Origin of the sequence: Pseudomonas sp. GOM7, assembly GCF_026723825.1 — a bacterium.
Classification (GTDB): Bacteria; Pseudomonadota; Gammaproteobacteria; order Pseudomonadales; family Pseudomonadaceae; genus Aquipseudomonas.
Genome location: NZ_CP113519.1, coordinates 3,134,296 through 3,159,179, shown reverse-complemented (window position 1 = coordinate 3,159,179; position 24,884 = coordinate 3,134,296). Strand labels below are relative to the sequence as shown.

18 protein-coding genes are annotated in these 24,884 nt (G+C 65.5%); 6 read left to right on the top strand and 12 right to left on the bottom strand.

The features are described from left to right. Nucleotides 1-28 precede the first annotated feature (28 nt). Nucleotides 29-889: a LysR family transcriptional regulator gene (locus tag OU800_RS13850; RefSeq protein WP_268177873.1), complete on the bottom strand. Its 861-nt coding sequence runs from the start codon at nucleotides 887-889 to the stop codon at nucleotides 29-31. Between the two features lie 102 nt (nucleotides 890-991). On the opposite strand from OU800_RS13850, the gene OU800_RS13845 reads away from it, so the two are divergent. Together OU800_RS13845 and OU800_RS13840 are read left to right on the top strand one after the other, a co-directional pair. After that, nucleotides 992-2,530 (top strand): NADH-quinone oxidoreductase subunit L, encoded by a 1,539-nt coding sequence (locus tag OU800_RS13845; RefSeq protein ID WP_268177872.1) that lies wholly within the window; start codon nucleotides 992-994, stop codon nucleotides 2,528-2,530. After that, complete coding sequence (locus tag OU800_RS13840; RefSeq protein ID WP_268177871.1) at nucleotides 2,527-4,971, top strand: YbcC family protein; 2,445 nt, start codon at nucleotides 2,527-2,529, stop codon at nucleotides 4,969-4,971. Before OU800_RS13845 ends, OU800_RS13840 begins: the two co-directional genes overlap by 4 nt. A 14-nt stretch (nucleotides 4,972-4,985) precedes the next feature. Here OU800_RS13840 and OU800_RS13835 read toward each other — a convergent pair whose 3' ends face one another. From OU800_RS13835 to OU800_RS13825, 3 genes are all read right to left on the bottom strand, one after another. Then, the gene (locus tag OU800_RS13835; RefSeq protein WP_268177870.1) at nucleotides 4,986-5,924 is read right to left on the bottom strand and encodes an L-threonylcarbamoyladenylate synthase; all 939 of its coding nucleotides are present in this window, start codon (nucleotides 5,922-5,924) and stop codon (nucleotides 4,986-4,988) included. Nucleotides 5,925-7,079: 1,155 nt separating this feature from the next. Further along, entirely contained in the window at nucleotides 7,080-8,975 is a 1,896-nt protein-coding gene (locus tag OU800_RS13830) for a patatin-like phospholipase family protein (protein ID WP_268177869.1), read from the bottom strand. A gap of 241 nt (nucleotides 8,976-9,216) precedes the next feature. Further along, a complete protein-coding gene (locus OU800_RS13825; protein ID WP_017362973.1) occupies nucleotides 9,217-9,495 on the bottom strand; it encodes a peptidylprolyl isomerase in 279 nt (92 codons plus the stop codon). 147 nt (nucleotides 9,496-9,642) lie between these two features. On the opposite strand from OU800_RS13825, the gene OU800_RS13820 reads away from it, so the two are divergent. Beyond that, on the top strand, nucleotides 9,643-10,845 hold the full coding sequence (locus OU800_RS13820; RefSeq protein ID WP_268177868.1) for a PilT/PilU family type 4a pilus ATPase: 1,203 nt from the start codon (nucleotides 9,643-9,645) through the stop codon (nucleotides 10,843-10,845). Here the strand turns inward: OU800_RS13820 and OU800_RS13815 are convergent. From OU800_RS13815 to OU800_RS13780, 8 genes are all read right to left on the bottom strand, one after another. Beyond that, complete coding sequence (locus tag OU800_RS13815) at nucleotides 10,842-11,591, bottom strand: substrate-binding periplasmic protein (protein ID WP_268177867.1); 750 nt, start codon at nucleotides 11,589-11,591, stop codon at nucleotides 10,842-10,844. The two genes, OU800_RS13820 and OU800_RS13815, sit on opposite strands and share 4 nt — an antisense overlap. A 163-nt stretch (nucleotides 11,592-11,754) precedes the next feature. Continuing rightward, a complete protein-coding gene (locus tag OU800_RS13810; protein ID WP_268177866.1) occupies nucleotides 11,755-13,710 on the bottom strand; it encodes an acetoacetate--CoA ligase in 1,956 nt (651 codons plus the stop codon). 190 nt (nucleotides 13,711-13,900) lie between these two features. Further along, nucleotides 13,901-14,800: a hydroxymethylglutaryl-CoA lyase gene (locus OU800_RS13805; protein ID WP_268177865.1), complete on the bottom strand. Its 900-nt coding sequence runs from the start codon at nucleotides 14,798-14,800 to the stop codon at nucleotides 13,901-13,903. A 216-nt stretch (nucleotides 14,801-15,016) separates the two neighbouring features. Beyond that, complete coding sequence (locus tag OU800_RS13800; RefSeq protein WP_330221388.1) at nucleotides 15,017-16,945, bottom strand: acetyl/propionyl/methylcrotonyl-CoA carboxylase subunit alpha; 1,929 nt, start codon at nucleotides 16,943-16,945, stop codon at nucleotides 15,017-15,019. 2 nt (nucleotides 16,946-16,947) lie between these two features. Then, nucleotides 16,948-17,742 carry a gamma-carboxygeranoyl-CoA hydratase gene (locus OU800_RS13795; protein WP_268177863.1) on the bottom strand — a complete coding sequence of 265 codons (795 nt, stop codon included), beginning with the start codon at nucleotides 17,740-17,742 and terminating at the stop codon, nucleotides 16,948-16,950. Nucleotides 17,743-17,803: 61 nt separating this feature from the next. Next, nucleotides 17,804-19,411, bottom strand: coding sequence for a carboxyl transferase domain-containing protein (locus OU800_RS13790; RefSeq protein WP_268177862.1), 1,608 nt, complete (start codon nucleotides 19,409-19,411; stop codon nucleotides 17,804-17,806). A 96-nt stretch (nucleotides 19,412-19,507) separates the two neighbouring features. Beyond that, nucleotides 19,508-20,671, bottom strand: a complete 1,164-nt coding sequence (locus OU800_RS13785) for an isovaleryl-CoA dehydrogenase (protein WP_268177861.1) — start codon at nucleotides 20,669-20,671, stop codon at nucleotides 19,508-19,510. A gap of 49 nt (nucleotides 20,672-20,720) precedes the next feature. Next, nucleotides 20,721-21,107 (bottom strand): MerR family transcriptional regulator, encoded by a 387-nt coding sequence (locus tag OU800_RS13780; RefSeq protein ID WP_268177859.1) that lies wholly within the window; start codon nucleotides 21,105-21,107, stop codon nucleotides 20,721-20,723. Nucleotides 21,108-21,265: 158 nt separating this feature from the next. Between OU800_RS13780 and OU800_RS13775 the strand changes: the two genes are divergently transcribed. The 3 genes from OU800_RS13775 to OU800_RS13765 all read left to right on the top strand — a co-directional run bounded on the left by OU800_RS13775 (nucleotide 21,266) and on the right by OU800_RS13765 (nucleotide 24,817). After that, nucleotides 21,266-22,294 (top strand): AraC family transcriptional regulator, encoded by a 1,029-nt coding sequence (locus OU800_RS13775; RefSeq protein ID WP_268177857.1) that lies wholly within the window; start codon nucleotides 21,266-21,268, stop codon nucleotides 22,292-22,294. 117 nt (nucleotides 22,295-22,411) lie between these two features. Beyond that, nucleotides 22,412-24,034, top strand: a complete 1,623-nt coding sequence (locus OU800_RS13770; RefSeq protein WP_268177855.1) for an acyl-CoA synthetase — start codon at nucleotides 22,412-22,414, stop codon at nucleotides 24,032-24,034. A gap of 15 nt (nucleotides 24,035-24,049) precedes the next feature. After that, complete coding sequence (locus OU800_RS13765) at nucleotides 24,050-24,817, top strand: 3-hydroxyacyl-CoA dehydrogenase (protein ID WP_268177853.1); 768 nt, start codon at nucleotides 24,050-24,052, stop codon at nucleotides 24,815-24,817. Nucleotides 24,818-24,884 lie beyond the last annotated feature (67 nt).

Sequence of the window (24,884 nt, the reverse complement as noted above, 5' to 3'; positions counted from 1 at the left end):
AACTGCTTCGCTCGGCGAGTTGCAGCGTTCAGCCCAGCAGTTCGTCGAGAATGCTCAGGTTGAAATGCCGCTGCAGGGTCACGGCGAAGAACTGCTCGGCGATCTCCGGAATCTCGGCATAGAGCTGCAGCACCCCGGCCTGCAGCTCGTCCTGCACCACCACCGCCGGTAACAGCGCCATGTCGCCGGAGTCGCGGGCCAGCAGACGCAGCATGGCCATGTCGTCCACTTCGGCGCAGATGTCCGGGCGCAGGCCATGGCTGTCGCAGAACAGCTCGAACTGGCTGCGAATGTCGCTGCTGCGTCCCGGCACGATCAGGCGCGCCTGTTGCAGGTCGCGGTACAGGTCGAAGCTGGCGCTGCGTGGCGGGCCGACCAGGCACACGCTCTGTCTATCCAGTAAGCGGCAGCGCCAGGAGCGCTGGGCGTCGCTGCTCACCGCCTGGTTGCTCAGCACCACGTCCAGCTTGTGCAGGGCCAGACGCTCCAGCAACTCCCCGAGGCTGCCGGATTCCAGGGTGACGCGCAGTTCGCGGCGGCCGAGGAAGGGGCGCAGCAGGTTCTCCTGAAAGTTACGCGACAGCGTGGCCACGGCGCCGATGCGCAGCCGCTGGTTGGCCTGCAGCGCGCCCTGCAGGGTCATCTGCAGCTCGCTGCCGAGGGCGAAGATGCTGTCGGCATAATCCAGCACCAGTTGCCCGGCTTCGGTCAGCAGCAGGTTGCGCCCGGAGCGGATGAACAGGGCGTGACCGAGCTGCTCCTCGAGCGCGCGGATCTGCGTCGACAGCGCCGACTGGGCGACGTGCAGGGATTGAGCGGCGCGGGTCAGGTTACCTTCCTTGGCCACGGCCCAGAAATAATGCAGGTGATGGAAATTCAGGCGGCGCATCTTTTGTTCTCTAAAAAAGAATGTTCAATTCTTATCAATCTATTTTAAATAAATAAAGCGCTAACGGAGACTAGAGCCATCTTCTCGCTTCGGAGATTGCTCATGCTCCCGCTTTATTCTGAACTGGCCACCTGGCTGCCCTGGTTGTACGCCCTGGCGCTGCTGCCCGTGGCACTGTGGCCGCAACGGCAGGGCAGCCGTCTGTGGCTGCCGGGGCGTCTGGCCGGTGCGGCAGGCTTCGCACTGGTACTGGCCGCGCTGTTACAGGCTGGACTCGATGACCAGCCCGCCGACCGCCTGGGGCTGGCCATGGCCACGCTGATCAGCCTGCTGGCCTGGGTGATCATCGAGTTCTCCGCTCGCTACCTGCAAGGTGAACCCGGTCAGCGTCGCTATCTGCTGGCGCTGCTGGGCACCCTGGCAGCCGTGGCCATGGTGGTGACCAGCCGCGATCTGTACCTGCTGGTGGCGGCCTGGATCGTCTCCAGCCTGTGCCTGCATCAACTGCTGACCTTCTACCCCGAGCGGCCTCAGGCGCAGGTGGCGGCGCACAAGAAATTCCTCGCCAGCCGCCTGGCCGATGTCTGCCTGCTGCTGGCCAGCGTGCTGCTGGTACGGGCAGCGGGCAGCAGTGAAATGGCGGCGATTCTCGAACAGGTGACGGCGCACCTGCAGCCGGACGGCACTCTGGATTGGGATGTGCAACTGGCGACCGTGCTGCTGGTGCTGGCGGTGATCCTCAAGTCCGCGCAGTTGCCGGTGCATGGCTGGCTGATCCAGGTGATGGAGGCGCCGACGCCGGTATCCGCCTTGTTGCATGCCGGGGTGGTCAACCTGGGTGGCTTCGTCCTGCTGCGTTTCGCTCCCTTGCTTTCGGCCGTGCCGCTGGCACAGACGCTGCTGGTACTGATCGGCGGCCTGACCGCCGTGCTCGCGGCGCTGGTGATGATGACCCGCATCAGCATCAAGGTGCGTCTGGCCTGGTCGACCTGCGCGCAGATGGGCTTCATGCTGCTGGAATGCGGTTTGGGCCTCTACGAACTGGCGTTGGTACACCTGCTGGCACACTCGCTGTACAAGGCGCATGCCTTCCTGGCCTCCGGCGAGACGGTGCTGCAGGTGCGTCAGCAGGCGCTGCAGCCGTCTCGCCCGGCGCCGGGCCTGGCTGCCTTGCTGCTGGCGCTGGTGCTGGCAGCGCTGGCCGTGATCGGGCTCGATCAGGCATGGCGGCATTTCGTGCCGGCGCACCCGCTGCCGCTGGAGGCGCTGATCATTCTCGCCGTGGGCCTGGCCCCCTGGTGCCTGCGCCGTGGCCATGCGCTGCATGCCGGGTCGATGCTGGTGGCACTGATGGGCCTGTACCTGCTCTGGCACCTGGCGGCGAGCTGGATTCTTGACCTAGGCCCGCAACTGCCAGGTGCGCCGCTGGCCCTGAGCCTGTTGGCCCTGGGCTTGTTCCTCGCCCTCTACCTGCTGCAGGCCTGGATAGTCGCGAGGCCGCAAGGGGCGCTGGCGCGGCGCCTGTATCCGGCCGCATTCGCCGGCTTCTTCCTCGATGAACATTTCACCCGCCTGACCTTTCGCCTGTGGCCGGTACGCCCGCCGCAAGCCACCGTATCCGTCAACGGAGAGCGCCCATGACCGCCATCGAATATTTCGCCGTGATCGACCGCGACACCCTGCATGCCGCTGCCAACCGGGCCTGCGAGCGTATCGCCCCGACCTGGCCGCTGGATCGCATGATCGCCGTCAGCCCCCTGTGGGAGCGGCGCCAGCAGCACTGGGGCGAGGTGGCCGAGCAGCTCTGGCGCCGTGTAGGCAGTCGCCTGACCCTGAAGCCCGAGGACTATAGCCAGGCCTGGGCCAATGGGCAGATCGGCGAACGTCATCTGCAGCAGGTGCTGGCCGACAACCCCCAGGGCCTGACGGTCGCGGATCTGTTGCAGGCCTTGCACGCAGTCCACGAGGAAGCTCGCAGCCTGCCGCTGCTGGAGGACATGACCGACGCCGAGATCGCCTTGCCGGGCTGGCCGACGCTGATCACCCAACAGATCGGCCAGTGCTGCGCCGCCTGGTTCGACGAGGCGCAGGCCGACTGGCATCCGCATCGCCAGGACGGTCTGTACCAGGCCTGGCGCCAGGCCATGCAGGATGACCGCGGCCTCAGCGTGCTCAGTGCCTGCCCTGAGCTGGGCGCGCGCATCGCCAAGCTGCCACCACAGCCACAGGCGGCACTGGAAAGCGTGGTGCAGCACCTCGGGCTCGGTGTCGACGAGCTGGATGAATGGTTCGACTGCCTGCTGCTGCGCAGCCTGGGCTGGGCTTCCTGGTGCGCCTACCGGCGCTGGCAGGCGCGCCTGTCCGGTGGCGACGATGCCACGCTGCTCGACCTGCTGGCCATACGCGCGTCCTGGGAATGGCTGGTGGACGACCACCAGCGCGGCGCCGGCAGCCGCTGGAGCGCCTGGCGTCAGGCCTGGCAACTGGCGCGTGGTCGCCGGCCATCAGCCACCTGGCAGGCACTGCAGCTCTGGCAGCGTGCCGAGGAGTTGGCCTGGCAGGAGCACCTGCAGCAGCTCTTGAGCACCCATGTACCCGCGGCAGAGGCTCCGCTGGCCAGGGTCTACTTCTGCATCGACGTGCGCTCCGAGCCGCTGCGGCGAGCCCTGGAAGCGGTTTGCCCGCAGGTGCAGACCGGCGGTTTCGCCGGCTTCTTCGGCCTGCCCATCGCCTATACCCCGCTGGGCACGGCGGCCACGCGCCCGCAATTGCCGGGCTTGCTGGCGCCGCAACTGGCGGTCAGCGACAGTTGCGGCGATGCCGACTGCGACGCCAAGCTGGCTGGACGGCGCCAGGCGCGTTTGGGCCGCCAGGGTGGCTGGCGCCTGTTCGGGCGTTTGCCGGCCTCGGCCTTCACCCTGGTCGAGTCCATCGGCCTGGGGCATGCCGCCGCGCTGCTTGGTCACACCGGTGGGCTGCTGCGGGGCCATACCCCGGCCGAGCGCGTGGCCTTGAAGGCCAGTGAATGGCAGCGCTTGCAACCGGTACTGGCGCCCCTGGCCGATGAGCAGCGGGTACAACTGGCGGCGCGCATTCTGCGGGCGATGAGCCTGACGCGGGATTTTCCGCCGCTGATCCTGTTGCTCGGCCATGGCAGCCAGAGTGCCAACAACCCCCAGGCGGCCGGGCTGGATTGCGGCGCCTGCTGCGGCCAGAGCGGCGAGGTCAATGCGCGCGTGCTGGCCGAATTGCTCAATGACCCGCAGGTGCGCCAAGGGCTGGCCGCGCAGGGCATCGAGCTGCCGGCTGACTGCCATGTGCTGGCCGGTTTGCACAACACCACCACCGACGAGGTGCAGGTGTTCGCCAGCGAACGCTTGCCGTCAGCCTTCACGGCGCACTGGCAGCGTCTGCGCGAAGCCCTGGATGCCGCTGCGGTCAAGGTACGCCAGAGCCGCGCCAGCCAGCTTGGCCTCGAACACCTGGGCCAACGCCCCGCACGCCTGCTGACGGCGCTGCGCCGACGCGCCAATGACTGGGCGCAGACCCGTCCGGAGTGGGGCCTGGCCGGCAATGCCGCGTTCATCGTCGCGCCGCGTGCGCGCAGTCGCGGCCTCGACCTGCAGGGCCGAGCCTTCCTGCATGACTACGACTGGCGTGCGGACGAGGGCGGCAAGGTGCTGGAGCAGATCATGACCGCGCCCATGCTGGTGACGCACTGGATCAACCTGCAGTACCTGACCTCGACCACCGACAACCTGCGCTTCGGCAGCGGCAACAAGGTGCTGCACAACGTGGTGGGCGGGCATATCGGCGTGTTCGAGGGCAACGGCGGCGACCTGCGCATCGGCCTGGCGCGGCAGTCGCTGCACGATGGTCAGCGCTGGGTGCATCGGCCAGTACGCCTGAGCGTGGTGATCGCTGCGCCGCGCGCGATGATCGATCAGGTGATCGCCGAGCATCAGGTGGTGCGTGAGCTGGTGGAGAACGCCTGGCTGTATCTGCTGCAACTGGATGACCAGCCTGGCGCCCCTCTGCAGCTACGCGATGCGCGGGGCTGGCGCCCGCTGACGGCAGGCTGAGCCGTCAGGCTGGATTACTGGGTGGTGGCCCGTTGCAGGCGCTCGTGCACCGCGGCCCAGGCCGCGCCCGTTGGCGGCAGGGCGATATGCAGGTGACGCAGGGCCATGGCGTCGAGCTGGTAGAGGGCGGCATACAGGCCGGCGGCGTAGCGTTCCGGGTCGGCGCTGAGGTCGATGGCAGGACCTTGGCTCGGCCGCGCCTGACCGCACCAGATCCAGCCGCAGTCGGGGGCATCCAGCGCCGCCTCGGGCACCTCGACGAAGGTGCTGGCCTGGGTGCCCGGTGCATAGTGGCGGCGGTGCTGGCCTGGGGCACGCAGGCCACCGTCGCGGGTTTCCAGGTCTTGCCCGAGCACCTGCTGCAGGCGCTGCTGGTCGAGCATGCCGTGGCGCAGCAGGCGCGGGGCGTCACCGGGCAGCAGGGCGACGATGCTCGATTCCAGGCCCACCCGGCAGGGGCCGCCGTCGAGGATCAGCAACTCGCTGTCTGAGAATTGCTGGGCAACGTGGGCTGCGCTGGTGGGGCTGATGGACATGTAGCGATTGGCCGAGGGCGCCACCAGCCCACCGCCGAAGGCCTGGAGCAGGACGCGTGCGCCGGGGTGGGCGGGTACGCGCAGGGCGACGCTGTCTTGCCCGGCGGTGACGCTGCGCAGCACCTCGTCGCGCGCCGGCAGCACCAGGGTCAGCGGCCCCGGCCAGAAGGCTTCCATCAGGGCCTGGGCCTGCGGCGGAATCTGGCTGGCCCAATTCACGGCCTGGCTGGCATCGGCCAGGTGGACGATCAGCGGGTTGCTGTCCGGGCGCTGCTTGAGCTGGAACACCTTGGCCACGGCGTCGCCGTTACGGGCGTCGGCGGCCAGGCCGTAGACGGTTTCGGTAGGCATGGCGACCAGCTCGCCGCTCTGTAGCTGCTGCGCGCAGCGCTCGATGTCGTGGGTGATGGTGGGCATGGGTAAAGGTGGCTCGTGGTATTCATCCCGTAGGCAGCGGGCGATTCTAGGGGATTTGTGGGGTAGATGGGCAGTTTCAAGAGCACCTCTGAGCACTGCCTCGGCTTGGGCTTCCTGCCCTATGCAGTCGTTGTGATCGCAACGTTAAAAACAGGTTCTTCGGATTTTAGGGGGAGGGCTTGGTTGATAGCGGACTGGCAAGTTTGTGTGTTGGCTTGTGTTGTCGTCTGGACGCCGCTTTGGGTGTCTTCAGATATTCCGGGTTTCGCCCCCTCGGGCGACTCACTTTTCTTTGAAATCGGAATGCCGCCCAGCGCAAAGAAAAGTAAGCAAAAGAAACGCACCCCCGCCATCCGGAACTAGGCGTCCCCGTCATGCTGCGCTCGACTTCCCTCACTCCGGCACCGCTCCGGGGTCGGCGTACATGGGCCATCCCTGGCCCATTACGCCTCTCGCGGCATCCATGCCGCTCGCCCCCTGCGCAATGCCTGCGTTCGGCCTCCTGAAGGGGGAGTTAGCGCGCCTGAACGAACGGGCATTCCAAAGTATGCTCGGCGTGTTCTAGTGGTTGTGAAATCGCGACTGGACCATCGAGTTAAACCAAAACTTTCATTCGCGTAGTTTCATTCGCTTGAATAGCTTGCCGGCTTGCAGCCGGCATTCTGGTCAGCCCTAAGGCTGACCTCATGTTCAAGCACACAGAGTCCCAAAGAGTTACCGGAGTTTCAGGCGCGTGCAGAGCCCGCCCAGGAGGGCGAACGGAATCGTCGTGGAAGAGGTTGAGCGACATGGATGTCGCGACGACTGCATGGATGCAGGAGGTAGAGCGACGCAGGATGCCAAAGCCGAGAGCCACGATGGGCCAGGGATGGCCCACCGCGGCGGGCCTCTGGAGCGGCGATGGAGTGAGCGAACCCTGGCGCAGCCAGGGCCGGATGACAGGGCGGAGGGTTTGGTTACTTTGCCCGCAAAGTGACTCGCCCGGGAGGGCGAAACCAAAAACATCAACAAAAACGCGGCAATCCGGAACAGATCCCCGAACAACCAACAAACCAAAACACAAACTTGCCTGCCCGGCGTGAATCGCTCCGGTGTTTCATAGAACCAGCATCAGTATTGCGCTGGCTGCCTCGCCTAGATTCCTAGAAACGTACTTCAGACACGCGGACGCAATTTCAGCTCCGGCGTCGGTTTCGGCGCGCCCTCGGCGGGATGCAGGGCAGGGCGGCGTTGGCTTTGCGCCTCGATCAGCCTAGCCAGCTCGCGCAGTGCATCCAGTTGCGCCAGGGCCAGCGCCGCCTGGCTCGGGTACTGGCCGTCAGCGTTGGCAGCCAGGTTGCCGAGGCCCTGCAGTGCGTAGCTGTGTTTCTCGCGGAAGAAGCGCGCATAGTCCTCGGACGTCTGCGCCAGGCTGCTGCAGGCGCGTTCCAGGCTGGTGAGCTGCTCGGCGACGCTAGCCAGCATCAGGCGCAGGCGAATGCTCTGGTGGTTCTCCCAGTTCATCTTGGTGGCCTGCGCGCCGGCCTGCCAGCAAGCCGGATCGCCGAAGCGACGGACGAACTCGATGCCGGCCTGGCGGCCGTATTCGGTCAGGCGGGCGATGCGCTCGGGCGGCATGGTCAGGTTCAGGCCGCCTTCCTCGCGGGTCAGCTGGATCAGGCCGATACGGTCGCGAAACCCCGGTAGCAACGACAGGGTCTCGTGGTTCCAGTCCTTGGCCACGTTCATCACGATGCGCAGGAAACCACCCAGGGCGCCGAGGCCGCTGCCGGGGAAGCGCCGCCAGTAGGACAGGCGTGCGTCGTTGTTGCTCGTGGGGAAGTGTACGCGCTGGCTGCGGGCGTCCTCGGTGCTGCCCAGGTCGAGGCCGAAGGTGGGCCGGGTCGGCAGGGCCTGGTCGAAGAAGTGAATGGGAAAGTTCGAGGCGATACCGCCATCGGTGAACCAGCAGCGCTCCATGGGTTTGTCTTTGTGCCGGTAGTCCACGGCATGCAGCGGCACGGCACTGAGTAGCAAGGGAAAACTCAGGCTCATGCGCACCGCCACCACCACGGGCAGGTCGTCCGGCAGCGGCAGGCGATACAGGCCGTCACTGCGCTCGCCTTGCTGCTCCGGGCGCTGGCGTGCGCACATCCAGTTGACGACACGCGCGGGGAAGAGGGCAGCGAATTCCGAGCGGGAGAAATAGAACTGGTTGTTCTCGCGTACCCGGCCGTCGTTGCCAAAGGGCAGGCGGAAGGGGCGGGCCATGCTGGCGCAGGTGGTCATCATCTGCAGATCGATGCCATGCCGGCGCAGGTCACCGAAGGTCAGGGGACGGGTGCACTGCACTGCCTTGGCTTCGTTCGCGCAGGCCTGGCGCTGGCCGCTGAGGCGGTCGAGGTAGTCGCTCAGCCAGGGGGGCAGCGCTTCACCTGGGGCGATGTCGTCCGAGCTGGACATGCCGCTGCACAGGCCGAAGCCATTGGCTGGCAGTTCGCGGCCGAGCTGGCGCAGCAGGCAGATAGCGACGGCCACCAGGGCTCCGACCAGTGCGCTGAGCAGCAGCCACAACCAGAGCAGCCAGCCATGGTCGCCGAATGCCAGCGGCCATAACGGGCCGCCGCCGAGCAGGGCGCCGAGGACTGCCGCCAAGCCGTAATGACGTAGCACGGCGCGCAGCAGGCCGAGGGGCTTGCGCCGGGCATCGAGCATGGCGGTGAAGGTGTCGAACAGGCCACGGAGCCTGGACTGCGGGCGGAACAGTGCCAGCAGCTTGGTGCCCTGGCCGCTCGCTGCCAGCAGGCACAGGTGCTGGGGTAGGCGTTCGATCTCGGCAAAACCCTGTGGATCCTCGCTCAGTTCACCGGCCTGGAAGCGTTGGCGACCGAGTTCCGCTGCGGCCGCGGCGGCGGCGGCGATCGCTCCGGCGCTGGTGCCGCCGATGCTGCGCAGGCGAAAGGCCTTGGCGATCTCGCTGATGGCCAGGGGGTAGACGATGCCGCTGGTGATGCCGCCCTTCATGACCAGGTCGCACTCACGGGCGAAAACGGCGGGGCGGCTGGCGTTCATCACGGCTCCTGAGGAAAGCGCACGTTGGCGGGAGCCGGCATGATAACGCGCCGATAAAGGCTATGTGCCAGTGCCGCTGCGTTCAGGGCACCTCTAAAAACGTAGGCGAGGCAGCCAGCGCAAGGCAAAAACAGGCGAGAAAGCGCAGTTTACGAGCTGTAAATGAGCATTTGACCGGGCTGGCGTTCCAGCCTGTTTTTAACGCAGCGATGGCAACGCAGGTAGTTTTTAGAGGCGCCCTTCAGTCGCGATAGAACACCTGGATCAGGTGATAGCCGAACTGCGTCTTCACCGGGCCGTGCACCTCGCGCAGGGCCTTCTTGAAGATCACCTGATCCACGGCGCGGACCATCTGCCCGGGGCGCACTTCGCCCAGGTCGCCGCCTTTCTTGCCGGAGGGGCAGGTGGAGTGCTTGCGCGCCAGCACATCGAAGGCCTCACCGGCAGCGATGCGCTTTTTCAGCGCCGCGGCTTCCGCTTCGGTCTTGACCAGAATGTGGCGGGCCATTGCCTTTGCCATTGATGCAGTCCTCATATTCACCGGGCGCGTATTGTGCCAGCATTCGTTGCGCCAGCAGAATGACGCCAGTTTGCAGCCATGGCTCGCCACTCAGCGGGCGGTCAATCGTGGCTATGGTAATTCAACTGTCTTCACGGGAATGCCGCCATGGATCTCCATGCAATGCTCAAGGTGCTGTCCACTCAGGATGGTTCCGACCTGTACCTCTCCACGGGCGCACCGCCTTGCGCCAAGTTCAATGGCGTGCTCAAGGCGCTCAGCCAGGAGCCCTTGAAGTCCGGCGACGTGGCGGCCATCGCCGAGTCGATCATGGACGGTGCGCAACGCGAGGAATTCGAGCGCGAGCTGGAGATGAACCTGGCGATCTCGCTGCCGGGCGTCGGGCGTTTCCGTATCAATATCTTCAAGCAGCGCAACGAGGTGTCCATCGTCGCGCGCAACATCAAGCTGGACATCCCGCGCTTCGAGGATCTCAAGCTGCCCGAAGTGCTGCTCAGCACGGTGATGGAGAAGCGTGGCCTGGTACTGTTCGTCGGTGGCACCGGCTCGGGCAAGTCCACCTCCCTGGCGGCGCTGATCGACTACCGCAACCGCAACAGCGGCGGCCATATCATCACCATCGAAGACCCGGTGGAGTACGTGCACCGGCACAAGAAGTCGATCATCAACCAGCGCGAAGTTGGGGTGGACACTCGCAGCTTCCATGCCGCGCTGAAGAACACCCTGCGTCAGGCGCCGGACGTGATCCTGATCGGCGAGATCCGTGACCGCGAAACCATGGAGCACGCCCTGGCCTTCGCCGACACCGGCCACCTGGCCATTTCCACCCTGCATGCCAACAACGCCAACCAGGCGCTGGATCGCATCATCAATTTCTTCCCCGAAGAACGTCGTCCGCAACTGCTCAACGATCTGGGCAACAACCTCAAGGCGTTCGTCTCCCAGCGCCTGGTCAAGACCGCCGATGGCAAGCGTCGCGCCGCCGTGGAGGTGATGCTGGGCACGCCGACGGTGCGCGATCTGATCAAGCGCAACGAGTTCTCCGAGCTCAAGGAAATCATGGAGAAGTCGAAGAACCTGGGCATGCAGACCTTCGATCAGGCGTTGATCGACCTGGTGCACGAAGGTGCCATCGACGAGGAAGAGGCGGTGAAGAATGCCGACTCGGCGAACAACGTGCGCCTCAAGCTCAAGCTGCACCGCGACAATCCAGCCAATGCCAAGCCGGCGCCTGTCGCCGCTGCACCCGCGGCGCCTGCGAAAGCGGCAGCAGCCAGTGAGTGGGAGCTGAAGCTGGAGGAGATTGAGCAGGAGCAGCCCCCGGAAGATCCGGGGCGCCACGGCATCTAGGGGTAGAGGGGCGCAGGCAGATAGGCCTGGCGCAAGCGCTGGCTGACGCCTTCCGCTTCCAGCTCCAGCACTGCCGTTCGCAGTTCGGCGATTAGCTGCGGGTCGCACAGCCTGGAGCAGGCCAGGTAGAGGTCGGTTCTTGCCAGCGCCGGGCTCATCTGCAGATCGTTCTGGCGTTCACTGGATTTGTTCCAGATGTATAGCGCTTCCGGTATGCCGGTGAACCAGGCATCGATGCGTCCCAGTTCCAGCAGGCGCGCCGGATTCTCGCCCAGTTTGAGCTGCACCACCTGGCTGTCCGCGAAGCCCTCGCGCCGCAGTATCTCCACCTGCGCCGTGCCCAGGCCGACGCCGATGCGGCTATAGCGCTGGCGGGCCTCGGCGAAGCTGTGCACGGGGGTGTCCAGGCTGAAGAAGGCCCGCTCCAGCGGCATGATCGGGGCGATCCAGCTATAGCGCTCTTCCCGATCCGGCGTGCGCGACAGCGGGATGATCAGCAGATCCTCGCCATCGGCGACACTGGCCTGTGCTCTGGGCCAGGGCTCATCCATGAGTTGGCTCAGCCGGCCACTACGGGCGATGGCCGCCAGCGCCACATCACCCACCATGCCATAGCCACCCTGATATTCGTGCAGGGTCAGCGGCGGGGCGTCGGGCATGTAGAGCAGCACCGTCTCTCCCGCGGCCAGGTAGCGGGGCAGCAGCAACAGGGCAAGCAGGCAGAAGATGATGGGCACGGCCGACATCCACGGGCTTGGATGAGGAAAGTATAGAGCCTGCTGCCGATGTCCACCTGCGACAACCGATGCCGCCCGCTCCAACCATGAGTGGCGCCGCGTGACGCATATGGGCGCAATGATCCTGGACACCGAGAATGTCCAGGGCGCAGGCCGCCTGATGCTCTTTCATCTAGTTCTGCAGTTCTGGCACATCACGATATAACGCTAGCGCCTGGGGGTTGGCCAGGGCATCGGTGTTCTTTACCGGGCGGCCATGAACCACATTGCGCACCGCCAGTTCGACGATCTTGCCGCTGAGGGTTCGGGGGATATCGGCAATCTGGACGATCTTTGCCGGCACGTGGCGTGGGCTGGTGTTGGCGCGGATCACCTGGCGGACTTCCTCGCGCAGGGCGTCGTCCAGCGTCACGCCATCACGCAGGCGCACGAACAGCACCACGCGCACATCGCCTTGCCAGTCCTGGCCGATGGCGATGGACTCCAGCACCTGCGGCACCTTTTCCACCTGGCGGTAGATTTCCGCGGTGCCGATGCGCACGCCGCCCGGATTGAGCACCGCGTCTGAGCGGCCATGGATGACCAGGCCGCCGTGCTCTGTTTCTTCGGCATAGTCGCCGTGGGCCCAGACGCCGGGGAACCTGGCGAAATAGGCATCATGGAATTTCTCGCCGTCTGCGTCGTTCCAGAAGCCCACTGGCATCGAGGGGAAGTGCCGGGCGCAAACCAGTTCGCCCTTTTCTCCCGTCACCGCCTGGGCGCTGTCGTTCCATACCTGCACGTCCATGCCCAGGCCCTTGCACTGCAGTTCGCCGCGCCAGACCGGTAGGGTCGGGTTGCCCAGGGCGAAACAGGAAACGATATCGGTGCCGCCGGAAATCGACGACAGGCACAGGTCGCGCTTTACGTCGCGGTAGACGTAGTCGAAGCTCTCGTGGGCCAGCGGCGAGCCGGTGGAGAGGACGGCTTTTAGGCTGCTCAGCCTATGGCTTTGGCGTGGTTTGACGCCGGCCTTCTCCAGCGCGGCGATGAACTTGGCGCTGGTGCCGAAGATGGAGATGTCTTCGGCGTCGATCAGGTCGATCAGCCGTGTTGGCTCGGGGTGGAAGGGTGAGCCGTCGTAGAGTACCAGGGTGGCGCCCAGGGCCAAGCCCGACATCAGCCAGTTCCACATCATCCAGCCGCAGGTGGTGTAGTAGAACAGGGTGTCGCTGGCAGCCAGGTCGGTGTGCAGGCCATGCTCCTTGACGTGCTGCAGCAGGGTGCCGCCGACGCCATGGACGATGCATTTCGGCACACCGGTGGTGCCGCTGGAGTAGAGGATGTACAGCGGTTGGTCGAAGGCTACCGGGGTGAACTGCGGCGCGCCGCCGGGTTGGTAGAAGTCCTGCCAGAGGCTGACTGGAGCAACTGACGTGTAATCGCTAGGGCTGGCCTCTTCCCGTGAGTAGGGCAGGATCACCAGCCGTTCCAGGCTGGGCAGTTGCGACAAGATTTCGTTGAGCTTGTCGGTCAGGTCGATGGTCTTGCCGGCGTAACGGTAGCCGGCGGCGGCGATCAGCACCTTGGGTTCGATCTGGCCGAAACGGTCGATCACCCCCTGGGTACCGAAGTCCGGCGAGCAACTCGACCAGGTGGCGCCGAGGCTGGCGCTGGCGAGCATGCCTACCACGGTCTGCCAGGTGTTGGGCATGAAGGCCGCGACGCGGTCGCCAATACCCACGCCAGCGTCGCGCAGGGCCCGTTGCAGGCCGGCGACATGGGCGGCCAGTTGCGCATGGCTAAGCTGCTCGCGGCTGCCGTCCTCGCTGATGGCTACCAGCGCCGGATGACCGTCGCGGCGGCGCAGCAGGTGTTCGGCGAAATTCAGCGTGGCGCCGGGGAACCACTGGGCATCCGGCATCGCCGGGCCTTCGCGCAGCACGCATTCGGCGGGGGCATGGAAAGCAATCTCGAAGAAATCGACTATGGCCTGCCAGAAGGCTTCGCGCTGCTCGACGCTCCAGGCGTGCAGGGCAGGGTAATCTGCCAGTTGCATACCGTGGCGCTGGTTGACGAAACGGCGAAAGGCGTCCATCCGGCTGGCGGCGATACGCTCGGGCGAAGGTGTCCACAGAGGTTGCGGCATGGTGAGTCCTCGTCGTTCTTGTGGGCTTGAGCTTAGTCCGTGCAGGCCTTTGGACTTTAACTCAGACGACCTTTGCTGGCATTGCACCGACCTTTACTACGCGCGCCCGTAGTGCCAGGCGTAGGGTGGATGACGCTTTTCTCATCCACCGTTGTGGTGGATCGGTGAGGTGTGATCCACCCTACGGCGCTTATTGACTCAGGCGGGTGCGGGCGACACGCGAGCCATTGGCCTTGCCCAGCACCTCGCAGATGCGCTGGCCAGCGGCGATCAGCTTATCCATGTCCACGCCGGTTTCGATGCCCAGACCCTGCAGCAGATACAGCACATCCTCCGTGGCGACGTTGCCAGTGGCGCCCTTGGCATAGGGGCAGCCACCCAAACCGGCCACCGAGCTGTCGAACACGGCGATGCCTTCGAGCAGGCTGGCGTAGATATTGGCCAATGCCTGGCCGTAGGTGTCGTGGAAATGCCCGGCCAGCCGCTCACGCGGGATGTCGCGGCCGACGACCTCGAACATCCTGCGTGTCTTGCCGGCGGTACCGGTGCCGATGGTGTCACCCAGCGACACCTCGTAGCAGCCCATGGCATACAGCTCACGTGCGACGCTGGCGACCTGTGTGGGATCGACCTCGCCGTCATAGGGGCAGCCGAGCACGCAGGAGACGTAGCCGCGCACGCGCAGGTTCGCGGCCTTGGTCGCCTCCATCAGCGGCACGAAACGCTGCAGGCTTTCGGCGATGGAACAGTTGATGTTCTTCTGCGAAAAGGCCTCGCTGGCGGCGGCGAACACTGCCACTTCCTCGACCTTGGCCTCCAGCGCGGCCTCGAAGCCTTTCAGGTTGGGCGTCAGGGCAGCGTAGGTGATGCCCGGTTGGCGCTGGATACCCGCGAATACCTCGGCGGAGCCGGCCATCTGCGGCACCCATTTGGGCGAGACGAAGCTGCCCACCTCGATATAGCGCAGGCCGGCGGCAGTGAGATCGTCGACCATACGTACCTTGTCGGCCACGCTGATCGGCTGTTTCTCGTTCTGCAGGCCGTCGCGCGGGCCGACTTCCACCAGGCGTACGGATTGGGGCAGGTTCATCGGGTGTCCTCGTGTTCATCGTAGGGTGCGCCGTGCGCACCGCTTGCGGCAAGACGTGGTAGCTATAGGGCGGGTTGCACTCGTCCTACATGGAGCTGAGCTGAATCGGTGGGCTAAAGCCCACCCTACGGAGCGGCGTAGGGTGGACATCGCTTTTCATGTCCACCCTCTGATAAGGGAATTGCCTGGCGGTGGATCGATAAAGCGTGATCCATCCTACGGCTCCAGCTCCACCAGCACCGCCCCTTCGCTGACCATCTCCCCCTCGCCGCAATACAGCGCCTTGACCGTGCCGGCCTCGGGTGCGCGGATGCTGTGCTCCATCTTCATCGCCTCCAGTACCACCAGGGTCGCGCCGGCCTCGACCGCCTGGCCTGGCTCGACCAGCACACGGACGATGCTGCCGTTCATCGGCGCGCTCAAACCGCCATGCTGGGCATGGCTGGCCTCGGCGGCGGCGATGGGGTCAAAACGGGTGAGGGCATGCAGCTCGCCGTGCCACTGCAAGTAAAGCGTGTCGCCACGGCGGATGGCACGCAGGCGCTGGCGCGTGCCGTCGATCTCTGCCAGCAGTGCTTCGCCCCGCAAGTGGGCCAGGTTGCTCGCGCGCACCTTGCGGCTCTCGCCCTGGCAGCTCAGGTGTAGCTCGATTTCCGCTGGACTGCCGGAGCGCCAACCATTACGGGCTGACCAGGGCGAATGCGGGTCATCGTCGCGCTCTAGCGGCGTCTCACTCTGTACCCAGGCATCGGCGGCGAGTTGCCAGAAGGTCTCCGGCAACTCACTGGGGGCAGGTAACAATTGCTGCTGATGACGCGGGATAAAGTCCGTATCCAGCTCGCAGGCGGCGAAGGCCGGATGGGCGAGGATGCGGCGCAGGAACGCCAGGTTGGTCTTCACCCCGCCAACCAAGGTGTCGTCGAGCATGGCCAGCAGGCGCAGGCGCGCCTGTTCGCGGTTCTCGCCCCAGGCGATCAGCTTGCCGAGCATCGGGTCGTAGAAGGGCGAAACGCTATCGCCTTCGGCCACGCCGCTGTCGATACGGCGCCCGTCGCCACTGGCGGCCTCGCGGTACAGCGCCAGGGTGCCGGTGGCAGGGAGGAAGTCGTGATCCGGGTCTTCGGCGTACAGCCGCACCTCGATGGCGTGGCCGTTCAGCGGCACCTGCGCCTGGCTGATCGGCAGCGGCTCGCCACGGGCGACGCGAATCTGCCAGGCCACCAGATCGAGCCCGGTGATGGCCTCGGTAACCGGATGCTCCACCTGCAAGCGGGTGTTCATCTCCATAAAGAAGAAGTCGCCACGCTCGTCCAGCAGAAACTCTACCGTACCAGCGCCGACGTAGCCGATGGCCTGCGCGGCCTTGACCGCCGCCTCGCCCATGGCGCGACGCAGCTCGGGGCTGAGGCCCGGCGCTGGCGCCTCCTCCACCACCTTCTGGTGGCGACGCTGGATCGAGCAGTCACGCTCGTTGAGGTACAGGCAGTTGCCGTGCTGGTCGGCGAACACCTGAATCTCCACATGGCGCGGCTTGAGGACGTATTTTTCTACCAGCATGCGCGAGTCGCCGAAGGCCGATTGCGCTTCGCGCTGCGCCGATTCCAGCGTCTCGGCGAGCTGCGCTTCCGATTCGGCGACCTTCATGCCCTTGCCACCGCCGCCAGCGGCAGCCTTGAGCAGCACCGGGTAGCCGATGCGTGCGGCGGCCTCGCGGAAGGTGTCGAGATCCTGCTTGTCGCCGTGGTAGCCGGGCACCAGCGGTACGCCGGCAGCTTCCATCAGCGACTTGGCCGCCGACTTGCTGCCCATGGCTTCGATGGCCGAGGCGGGTGGGCCAAGGAAAATCAACCCGGCCTGCTCGATGGCGCGGGCGAAGCCGGCATTTTCCGAGAGAAAACCGTAGCCAGGGTGGATGGCCTGGGCGCCGCTGGCTTTGGCGGCGGCGACGATCTTGTCGATCAGCAGGTAGCTTTCGCCAGGTTTGGCGCCACCGAGGTTCACCGCCACGTCGGCTTCGCGCACATGCCGTGCGCTGGCATCGATGGCGCTGTGCACGGCCACGCTGCGGATGCCCATGGCCTTGGCCGTGCGCATCACGCGGCAGGCGATCTCGCCACGGTTGGCGACCAGCAGGGTATCGATCATGGTCATTGCTCCTGCCAGGAAGGTTGGCGTTTTTCCAGGAATGCGCGCAGGCCTTCCTGGCCCTCGGCGCTGACGCGCAGGCGGGCGATGGCATTTTCGGTATAGCGGCGCAGGGCGGGGGTCAGCTCGCCGCTGCCGACCTCGCGCAGCAGATCCTTGCTGGCGCGCATGGCCTGTGGGCTGTTCTGTAGCAGGTTGGCGACCCAGGCTTCGACCTCGGCGTCCAGCTCATCGGCCGGGAAGCATTCGGCCAGCAGACCCAGCTCACTGGCGCGCTTGCCGTCGAAACGCTCGGCAGTCAGCGCGTAGCGCCTGGCCGCGCGCTCGCCCATGGCCTGCACGACGAAGGGGCTGATCACCGCTGGGGCCAGGCCGATGCGCACCTCGGACAGCGAGAACAGCGCATCCTCGGCGCCGATGGCCATATCGCAGCAACTGGCCAGGCCCACCGCGCCACCGAAAGCCGCACCTTGCACCACCGCCAGTGTGGGGATCTTCAGGCCGTGCAGGTTGTACATCAGCTCGGCCAGCTCACGGGCATCACTCAGGTTGGCGTTGTAATCCAGGGTGGCGGCGTGCTGCATCCAGGCCAGATCGGCGCCAGCAGAAAAGTGCTTGCCACGGCCACGCAGCAGGAGGAAACGCAGGCTCTTGTCTTCACCGACGGCGTCGAGGGCGAGGATCAGCTCGCGGATCATCTCGGCGTTGAAGGCGTTGTTCTTCTCCGGGCGGTTCAGCCAGAGGGTGGCGAATCCGCGCGGGTCTTTTTCAAGCTGTACGGTGGTGAAGTCGGTCATGGTCATTCCGTAGGGTGCGCTGTGCGCACCGATACATTGAATTTGGTGCGCACAGCGCACCCTACATACGAAACACGCCAAAGCGGGTCGGTTCGATGGCGGCGTTGAGGCTGGCGGACAGGGCCAGGGCCAGCACCTCGCGGGTCTGCGCCGGGTCGATCACGCCGTCGTCCCACAGGCGGGCGCTGGAATAGAACGCGTGCGCCTGTTGCTCGTACTGCTCGACGATGGGCTGCTTGAGGCGCTGTTCGTCCTCGTCGGAGTACGGCTGGCCGGCACGCTGCGCCTGTTCGCGTTTGACCTGCACCAGTACGCCGGCGGCCTGCTGCGCGCCCATCACGCCAATGCGCGCGTTGGGCCACATCCACAGGAATCGCGGGTCGTAGGCGCGGCCGCACATGCCGTAGTTGCCGGCACCGAAGCTGCCGCCGATGATCACGGTGAACTTGGGTACCTGGGCGCAGGCCACTGCGGTGACCAGCTTGGCGCCATGTTTCGCAATTCCCCCGGCTTCATATTTCTGCCCGACCATAAAGCCGGTGATGTTCTGCAAGAACAGCAGCGGGATACCGCGCTGGCAGGCCAGTTCGACGAAGTGCGCGCCTTTTTGCGCTGACTCGGCGAAGAGGATGCCGTTGTTGGCCAGGATCGCCACCGGGTAACCGTTGATGCGGGCGAAGCCGCAGACCAGGGTGGTGCCGAACAGCGCCTTGAATTCATCCAGTTGCGAGTCGTCGACGATCCGCGCGATCACCTCGCGCACATCGAAAGGCTGTTTGGCATCGGCCGGAATCACCCCATACAGCTCCTCGGCCGGGTAGCGCGGGGCGATGGGCGCGCGGCTGTCGAGCTGGCCCAGCTTGCGCCAGTTCAAATTGCTGATGCAGCGGCGCGCCAGGGCCAGGGCATGTTCGTCGTCCTCGGCATAGTGATCGGCCACGCCGCTGGTCTTGCAGTGCAGGTCGGCGCCGCCCAGTTCTTCGGCGGTCACCACTTCGCCGGTAGCCGCCTTCACCAGCGGCGGGCCGGCGAGGAAGATGGTGGCCTGTTCGCGCACCATGATGGTCTCGTCACTCATGGCCGGCACGTAGGCGCCACCGGCGGTGCAGGAGCCCATGACCACGGCGATCTGCGGGATGCCCAGCGCGCTCATATTGGCCTGGTTGAAGAAGATTCGACCGAAGTGCTCGCGATCCGGGAACACCTCGTCCTGGCGCGGCAGGTTGGCGCCGCCGGAGTCCACCAGGTAGATGCAGGGCAGGCGGTTTTCTCGGGCGATGGCCTGGGCACGCAGGTGCTTCTTCACCGTCAGCGGGTAGTAGCTGCCGCCTTTTACCGTGGCATCGTTGGCCACGATCATGCACTCGACGCCTTCGACGCGGCCGATGCCAGCGATCACCCCAGCGGCGGGCACGTCCTCGCCGTACACCTCATGGGCGGCGAGCTGGCCGATCTCGAGAAAGGGCGAGCCGGCATCGAGCAGGCGGTTGATGCGTTCGCGCGGCAGCAACTTGCCACGCGAGGTGTGGCGCTCCTGCGCCTTGGCGCCGCCGCCTTGGTGGATGCGGGCGAGCAGGGCGCGCAGTTCATCCACCTGGGCGAGCATGGCCGCGCTATTGGCGGCGAACTCGGGTGAGCGGGTGTTGATCTGGGTGTGCAGGATGGTCATGGCCTACTCCGTAGGAGCTGCAAGCTTCAAGCCGCAAGCTACAAGCAAGAGCACCAAAGCGCTGCTACTTGCCGCTTGAAGCTTGTGGCTTGCCGCTTATTTCGTTTCGTTGAACAGCTCGCGGCCGATCAGCATGCGGCGGATTTCGCTGGTGCCGGCGCCGATTTCGTAGAGCTTGGCGTCACGCAGCAGGCGCCCGGCCGGGTACTCGTTGGTGTAGCCGTTGCCGCCCAGCAACTGGATGGTGTCCAGGGCCATCTTGGTGGCCATCTCGGCGGTGTAGAGGATCACCGCGGCAGCATCCTTGCGCGACTCTTCGCCGCGATCGCAGGCGCGGGCGACGTTGTACAGGTAGGACTTGGAGGCATTCATGCCGGCGTACATATCGGCGAGCTTGCCCTGTACCAGTTGGAATTCGCCGATGGACTGCTTGAACTGCTGGCGCTCGTGCACGTAGGGCAGCACCACGTCCATGCAGGCGCTCATGATCCCGGTGGGGCCGCCGGAGAGCACGGTGCGCTCGTAGTCCAGGCCGCTCATCAGCACGCGCACGCCGCCGCCTTCGACGCCTAAGATGTTCTCCTCCGGCACTTCGCAATCCTCGAACACCAGCTCGCAGGTGTTCGAGCCGCGCATGCCCAGCTTGTCCAGCTTCTGGTGGCGGGAGAAACCCTTGAAGTCGCGCTCGACGATAAAGGCGGTCATGCCGCGCGAGCCTGCGTTGATGTCGGTCTTGGCGTAGATCACGTAGGTGTGGGCATCAGGGCCGTTGGTGATCCACATCTTGTTGCCGTTGAGCACGTAGCGGTCGCCGCGCTTCTCCGCGCGCAGCTTCATCGACACCACATCGGAGCCGGCGTTGGGCTCGCTCATGGCCAGGGCGCCGATATGCTCGCCGGAGCACAGCTTGGGCAGGTACTTGTGCTTCTGCGCCTCGCTGCCGTTCTTGTGGATCTGATTGACGCACAGATTTGAATGCGCGCCGTAGGACAGGCCGACCGAGGCCGAGGCACGGCTGATTTCTTCCATGGCCAGCACATGGGCCAGGTAGCCCATGTCGGTGCCGCCGTACTCTTCCTTGACCGTCATGCCGAGCAGGCCCATGTCGCCGAACTTGCGCCACATGTCCATGGGGAATTCGTTGTCGCGGTCGATCTGCGCGGCGCGCGGCGCCAGCTCGGCCTGGGCGAATTGGTGCACCGAGTCGCGCAGCATATCGAGGGTTTCGCCGAGGCCGAAGTTGAGGGTGGGGTAGCTCATGGGGTCACCTATGGTTGTCGTAGGGTGCGCCGTGCGCACCGGGACGGATTCAGTGGTGCGCGTGAGTGTCGGCCAGGGCGGCCAGGCAGCGTTCCTCGGCGGTATCCAGTTCCAGTTGCATCTGCTGGATATCCAGCAACTGTTGTTCAAGCTGCAGGCGACGCTCGGCGATCTTGGCGAGGAAGGTATTGAGCTGTTTGTGGTTGCCGCTGCTGGGGTCGTAGAGGTCGATCAGCTCCTTGCATTCGGCCAGGGAGAAGCCGATGCGCTTGCCGCGCAGGATGAGCTTCAGGGTCACCAGGTCCTTGGGCTGATAGATGCGCTCCTGGCCACGGCGCTCGGGGGCGAGCATGCCCTGTTCCTCGTAGAAGCGGATGGTACGCGGGGTCACGTCCAGTTCGCGGGCCAGGTCGGAGATGCTGTAGGTGGTGGGCATGGCACTGTTCTTGTTGTTTACCTTTACGTAAACGTTAAGTCTGCTTTTGCAGACTGTCAACGCTGCCGTTGGCCGGATCGATTCCACCGGCTGGACAGGCGCTACGGCAAAGCCTCTAGAATGCCGCTCTTGTCGACAGCCACGAAGCAAGGCAACTCATGGCAGGTGCGTCCGCTGAAAAAGGCACGATTTCCGTGCGCCTGGTGCTCGAAGCACTGTGCGAGCTGCGCCGCCAAGGCGTCGACGAGGCGGCATTGCTGGCCGTGGCCGGGATCGACGGCGAGCTGCTGGCGCAGCTCGACGCAAGGGTGTCGTCCGAGGCCTATGGCCAGCTCTGGCTGGCCATCGCCCGGCAGATGGACGATGAGTTCTTCGGCATGAACCCACGGCGCATGAAGGTGGGCAGTTTCGCCTACATGGCCCGCGCCGCGGTGAAGGAACCGACCCTGGGCGCGGCCTTGCAAGGCGCGCTGCGCTTTCTGCATCTGGTCTTCGATGACTTCAGCCCGAGGCTGGAAGTGCGCGATGGCCTGGCGGCCATCGTCGTCGACGAGGCGCCGGAGCAGAATTGCCGCGCCTTCGGCTATTTCACCCTGTGGCTGATCATCCATGGCCTGAGCTGCTGGCTGGCCGGGCGGCGCATCGATGTACTCGGCATCCAGCTACGCTGCCCGCAGCCTGACTATATCGAGGACTACCAGGTGATGTTCACCCGCAATCTGCAGTTCGCGCGCGGGCAGAGCCGCCTGTTGTTCAATGCCGACAGCCTGCAGGTGCCGATCCGACGCAGCCCGCATGAGCTCAAGCGCTTTCTCGCCGGAGCACCGGGCAATATTCTGGTGCGCTATCGCGACCCGCAGAGCCTGGGGGCGCGGATCAAGGCCCACTTGCGCAGCCTGGCACCGGAACAGTGGCCGGATGTGGAGGCGCTGGCCGGGCATTTCCATATGGCGCCTTCGACCCTGCGGCGCAAGCTGTCGCTGCACGGGCAGTCCTATCAGGGGCTCAAGGATCAGGTGCGGCGCGACCTGGCCATCGCCAGCCTGGACAATGACGAGAGCAATTTCAGCGAGCTGGCCAGCGAATTGGGTTTCGCCGATACCAGTGCCTTCTACAAGGCCTTCAAGAAGTGGACGGGGTCCACGCCGGGCCAGTACCGTGCGCTGATCAACCCAGAAAATCTTTGAGCAACAGCGCTTTTGTCATTTCTGCTCATTCAGATTGAGACCTTTCGACATTGCCGGCGGGCGGGCGCGGGGTAAAGATCGCAGCATCCAATAAGAACAATCCGGGAGATCACCCCGATGCGCGATTACTTCACCGCTGCCCGCGAGTTCGATTTCGAGGCTGCCGTTGCCGATACGCTGGCCGGTCGGCTGGATGCCATCAACGCCTGTGTGGAATGCTGCGATCGCCACGTCGGCGATGGCAAGACGGCGCTGATCTGGGAGGGGCGCAATGGCGAGCGCGCCACCTGGACCTTCGAGCAGTTGCAGACCGCCTCGGCACGTTTCGCCAACCTGCTGGCCAGCCGTGGTATCGGCGCTGGTGATTGCGTATCGGGCATTCTGCCGCGCACCCCGGAGCTGTTGATCACCATTCTCGGCACCTGGCGTGCCGGGGCCGTCTATCAGCCGCTGTTCACCGCCTTCGGCCCCAAGGCCATCGAGCATCGGGTGCACACGGCCGGCTCGAAGCTGGTGGTCACCGATGTACTCAACCGTGGCAAGCTCGACGAGGTGGAGCAGGCGCCGCCCGTGCTGGTGGTGGGCGAGGATTTCTGGGCCGAGCTGGAGCAGCAGACGGATCGCTTCGAGCCGGTGATGCGCCGGGGCGACGATCCCTTCCTGCTGATGTTCACCTCCGGCACCACGGGCCTGGCCAAGCCACTGCAGGTGCCGCTCAAGGCCATCGTCGCCTTCGTCGGCTATATGCGCGAGGCAGTGGATCTGCGCGCCGAAGATCGCTTCTGGAACCTGGCCGATCCCGGCTGGGCCTATGGCTTGTATTACGCCGTGACCGGCCCGCTGGCGATGGGGCATGCCACCACCTTCTACGAGGGCGCCTTCAGCGTCGAAAGCACCTGCCGGGTGATTCGCGAATACGGCATCACCAATCTGGCCGGCTCGCCCACGGCCTATCGCCTGTTGCTGGCCGCGCGTGATGAAGTGGAGACGGCAATCAAGGGGCGCCTGCGCGCGGTGAGCAGTGCCGGCGAGCCGCTGACGCCGGAAGTGATTCGCTGGTTCGCCGAGGGCCTGGGCTGCACCATCCATGACCATTACGGGCAGACCGAACTGGGCATGGTGCTGTGCAACCACCATGCCTTGCAGCATCCAGTACGCCTCGGCGCGGCGGGCTTTGCCATGCCGGGCCACCGTGTGGTGGTGCTGGACGAGCAGCAGCGCGAGCTGCCGGCCGGTCAGCCCGGCATTCTGGCGCTGGACATGGCGCGCTCGCCGCTGTTCTGGTTCCCTGGCTATCGCGGCATGGCGACCAAATCCTTCGTCGGTGACTACTACCTGAGCGGCGACACGGTGGAGCTCAACGATGACGGCAGCATCAGCTTCGTCGGTCGCGCCGACGACGTGATCACCACCTCCGGTTACCGCGTCGGTCCCTTCGACGTGGAGAGCGCGCTGATCGAGCACCCCGCAGTGATCGAGGCCGCGGTGATCGGCAAGCCCGACCCGGAGCGTACCGAGCGGGTCAAGGCCTTCGTCGTGCTGCATGCCGGCCACGCGGCAGACGATGCCCTGGCCGAGGCGCTGCAGCAATACGTGCGCAAGCGCCTGTCGGCCCATGCCTACCCGCGCGAGATCGAGTTCGTCAGCGAGCTGCCCAAGACCCCGAGCGGCAAGATCCAGCGCTTTCTGCTGCGTAACCAGGAAATCGCCAAGGCCCAGGCGGCCGCCGGCAGCCACTGATCGAGGAACCCCATCATGCAGATCGAACATTGCGTATTCCTGATCAGCGGCGGTGCCTCCGGCCTTGGCCTGGCCACGGCCCGTGAACTGGTCGGGCAGGGCGGTAAGGTGCTGCTGTTGGATATCAACGAGCAGGCCGGTCAGCAGGCCGTTGCCGAACTGGGCGCCGCTGCGAGCTTCGTGAGCGCCGATATCACCCGTGAAGAAGACGGCCAGGTAGCCGTGGCACAGGCGCTGGAGGCCTTCGGCGCGCTGCACGGGTTGGTCAATTGCGCCGGTATCGCGCCGGCCGAGAAGGTGCTGGGACGTAATGGCGCCCATGGCCTGGATAGCTTTCGTCGCACAGTCGAGGTCAACCTGATCGGCAGCTTCAACCTGCTGCGCCTGGCTGCCGCGGCCATGGCGCAGAACACGCCGAACGCGGGCGGCGAGCGTGGGGTCATTATCAATACCGCCTCGGTGGCGGCGTTCGACGGGCAGATGGGCCAGGTGGCCTATGCCGCGTCCAAGGGCGGGGTGGCGGCGCTCACGCTGCCGGCGGCGCGCGATCTGGCGCGCTCCGGCATCCGCGTAATGTGCATTGCTCCCGGCGTGTTCGAGACGCCGATGATGGCCGGCATGCCGCAGGAGGTGCGCGACTCGCTGGCGGCCAACGTGCCGTTTCCGCCGCGCCTGGGTCGGCCCGACGAATACGCCGCACTGGTGCGGCATATCGTCGAGAACGCCATGCTCAATGGCGAGGTGATCCGCCTCGATGGCGCACTGCGCATGGCGGCGAAGTAACGGTAGCCCGGATGCCATCCGGGGAGTCCCACACATTTCCCGGATTGCATCCGGGCCATAGGATCTG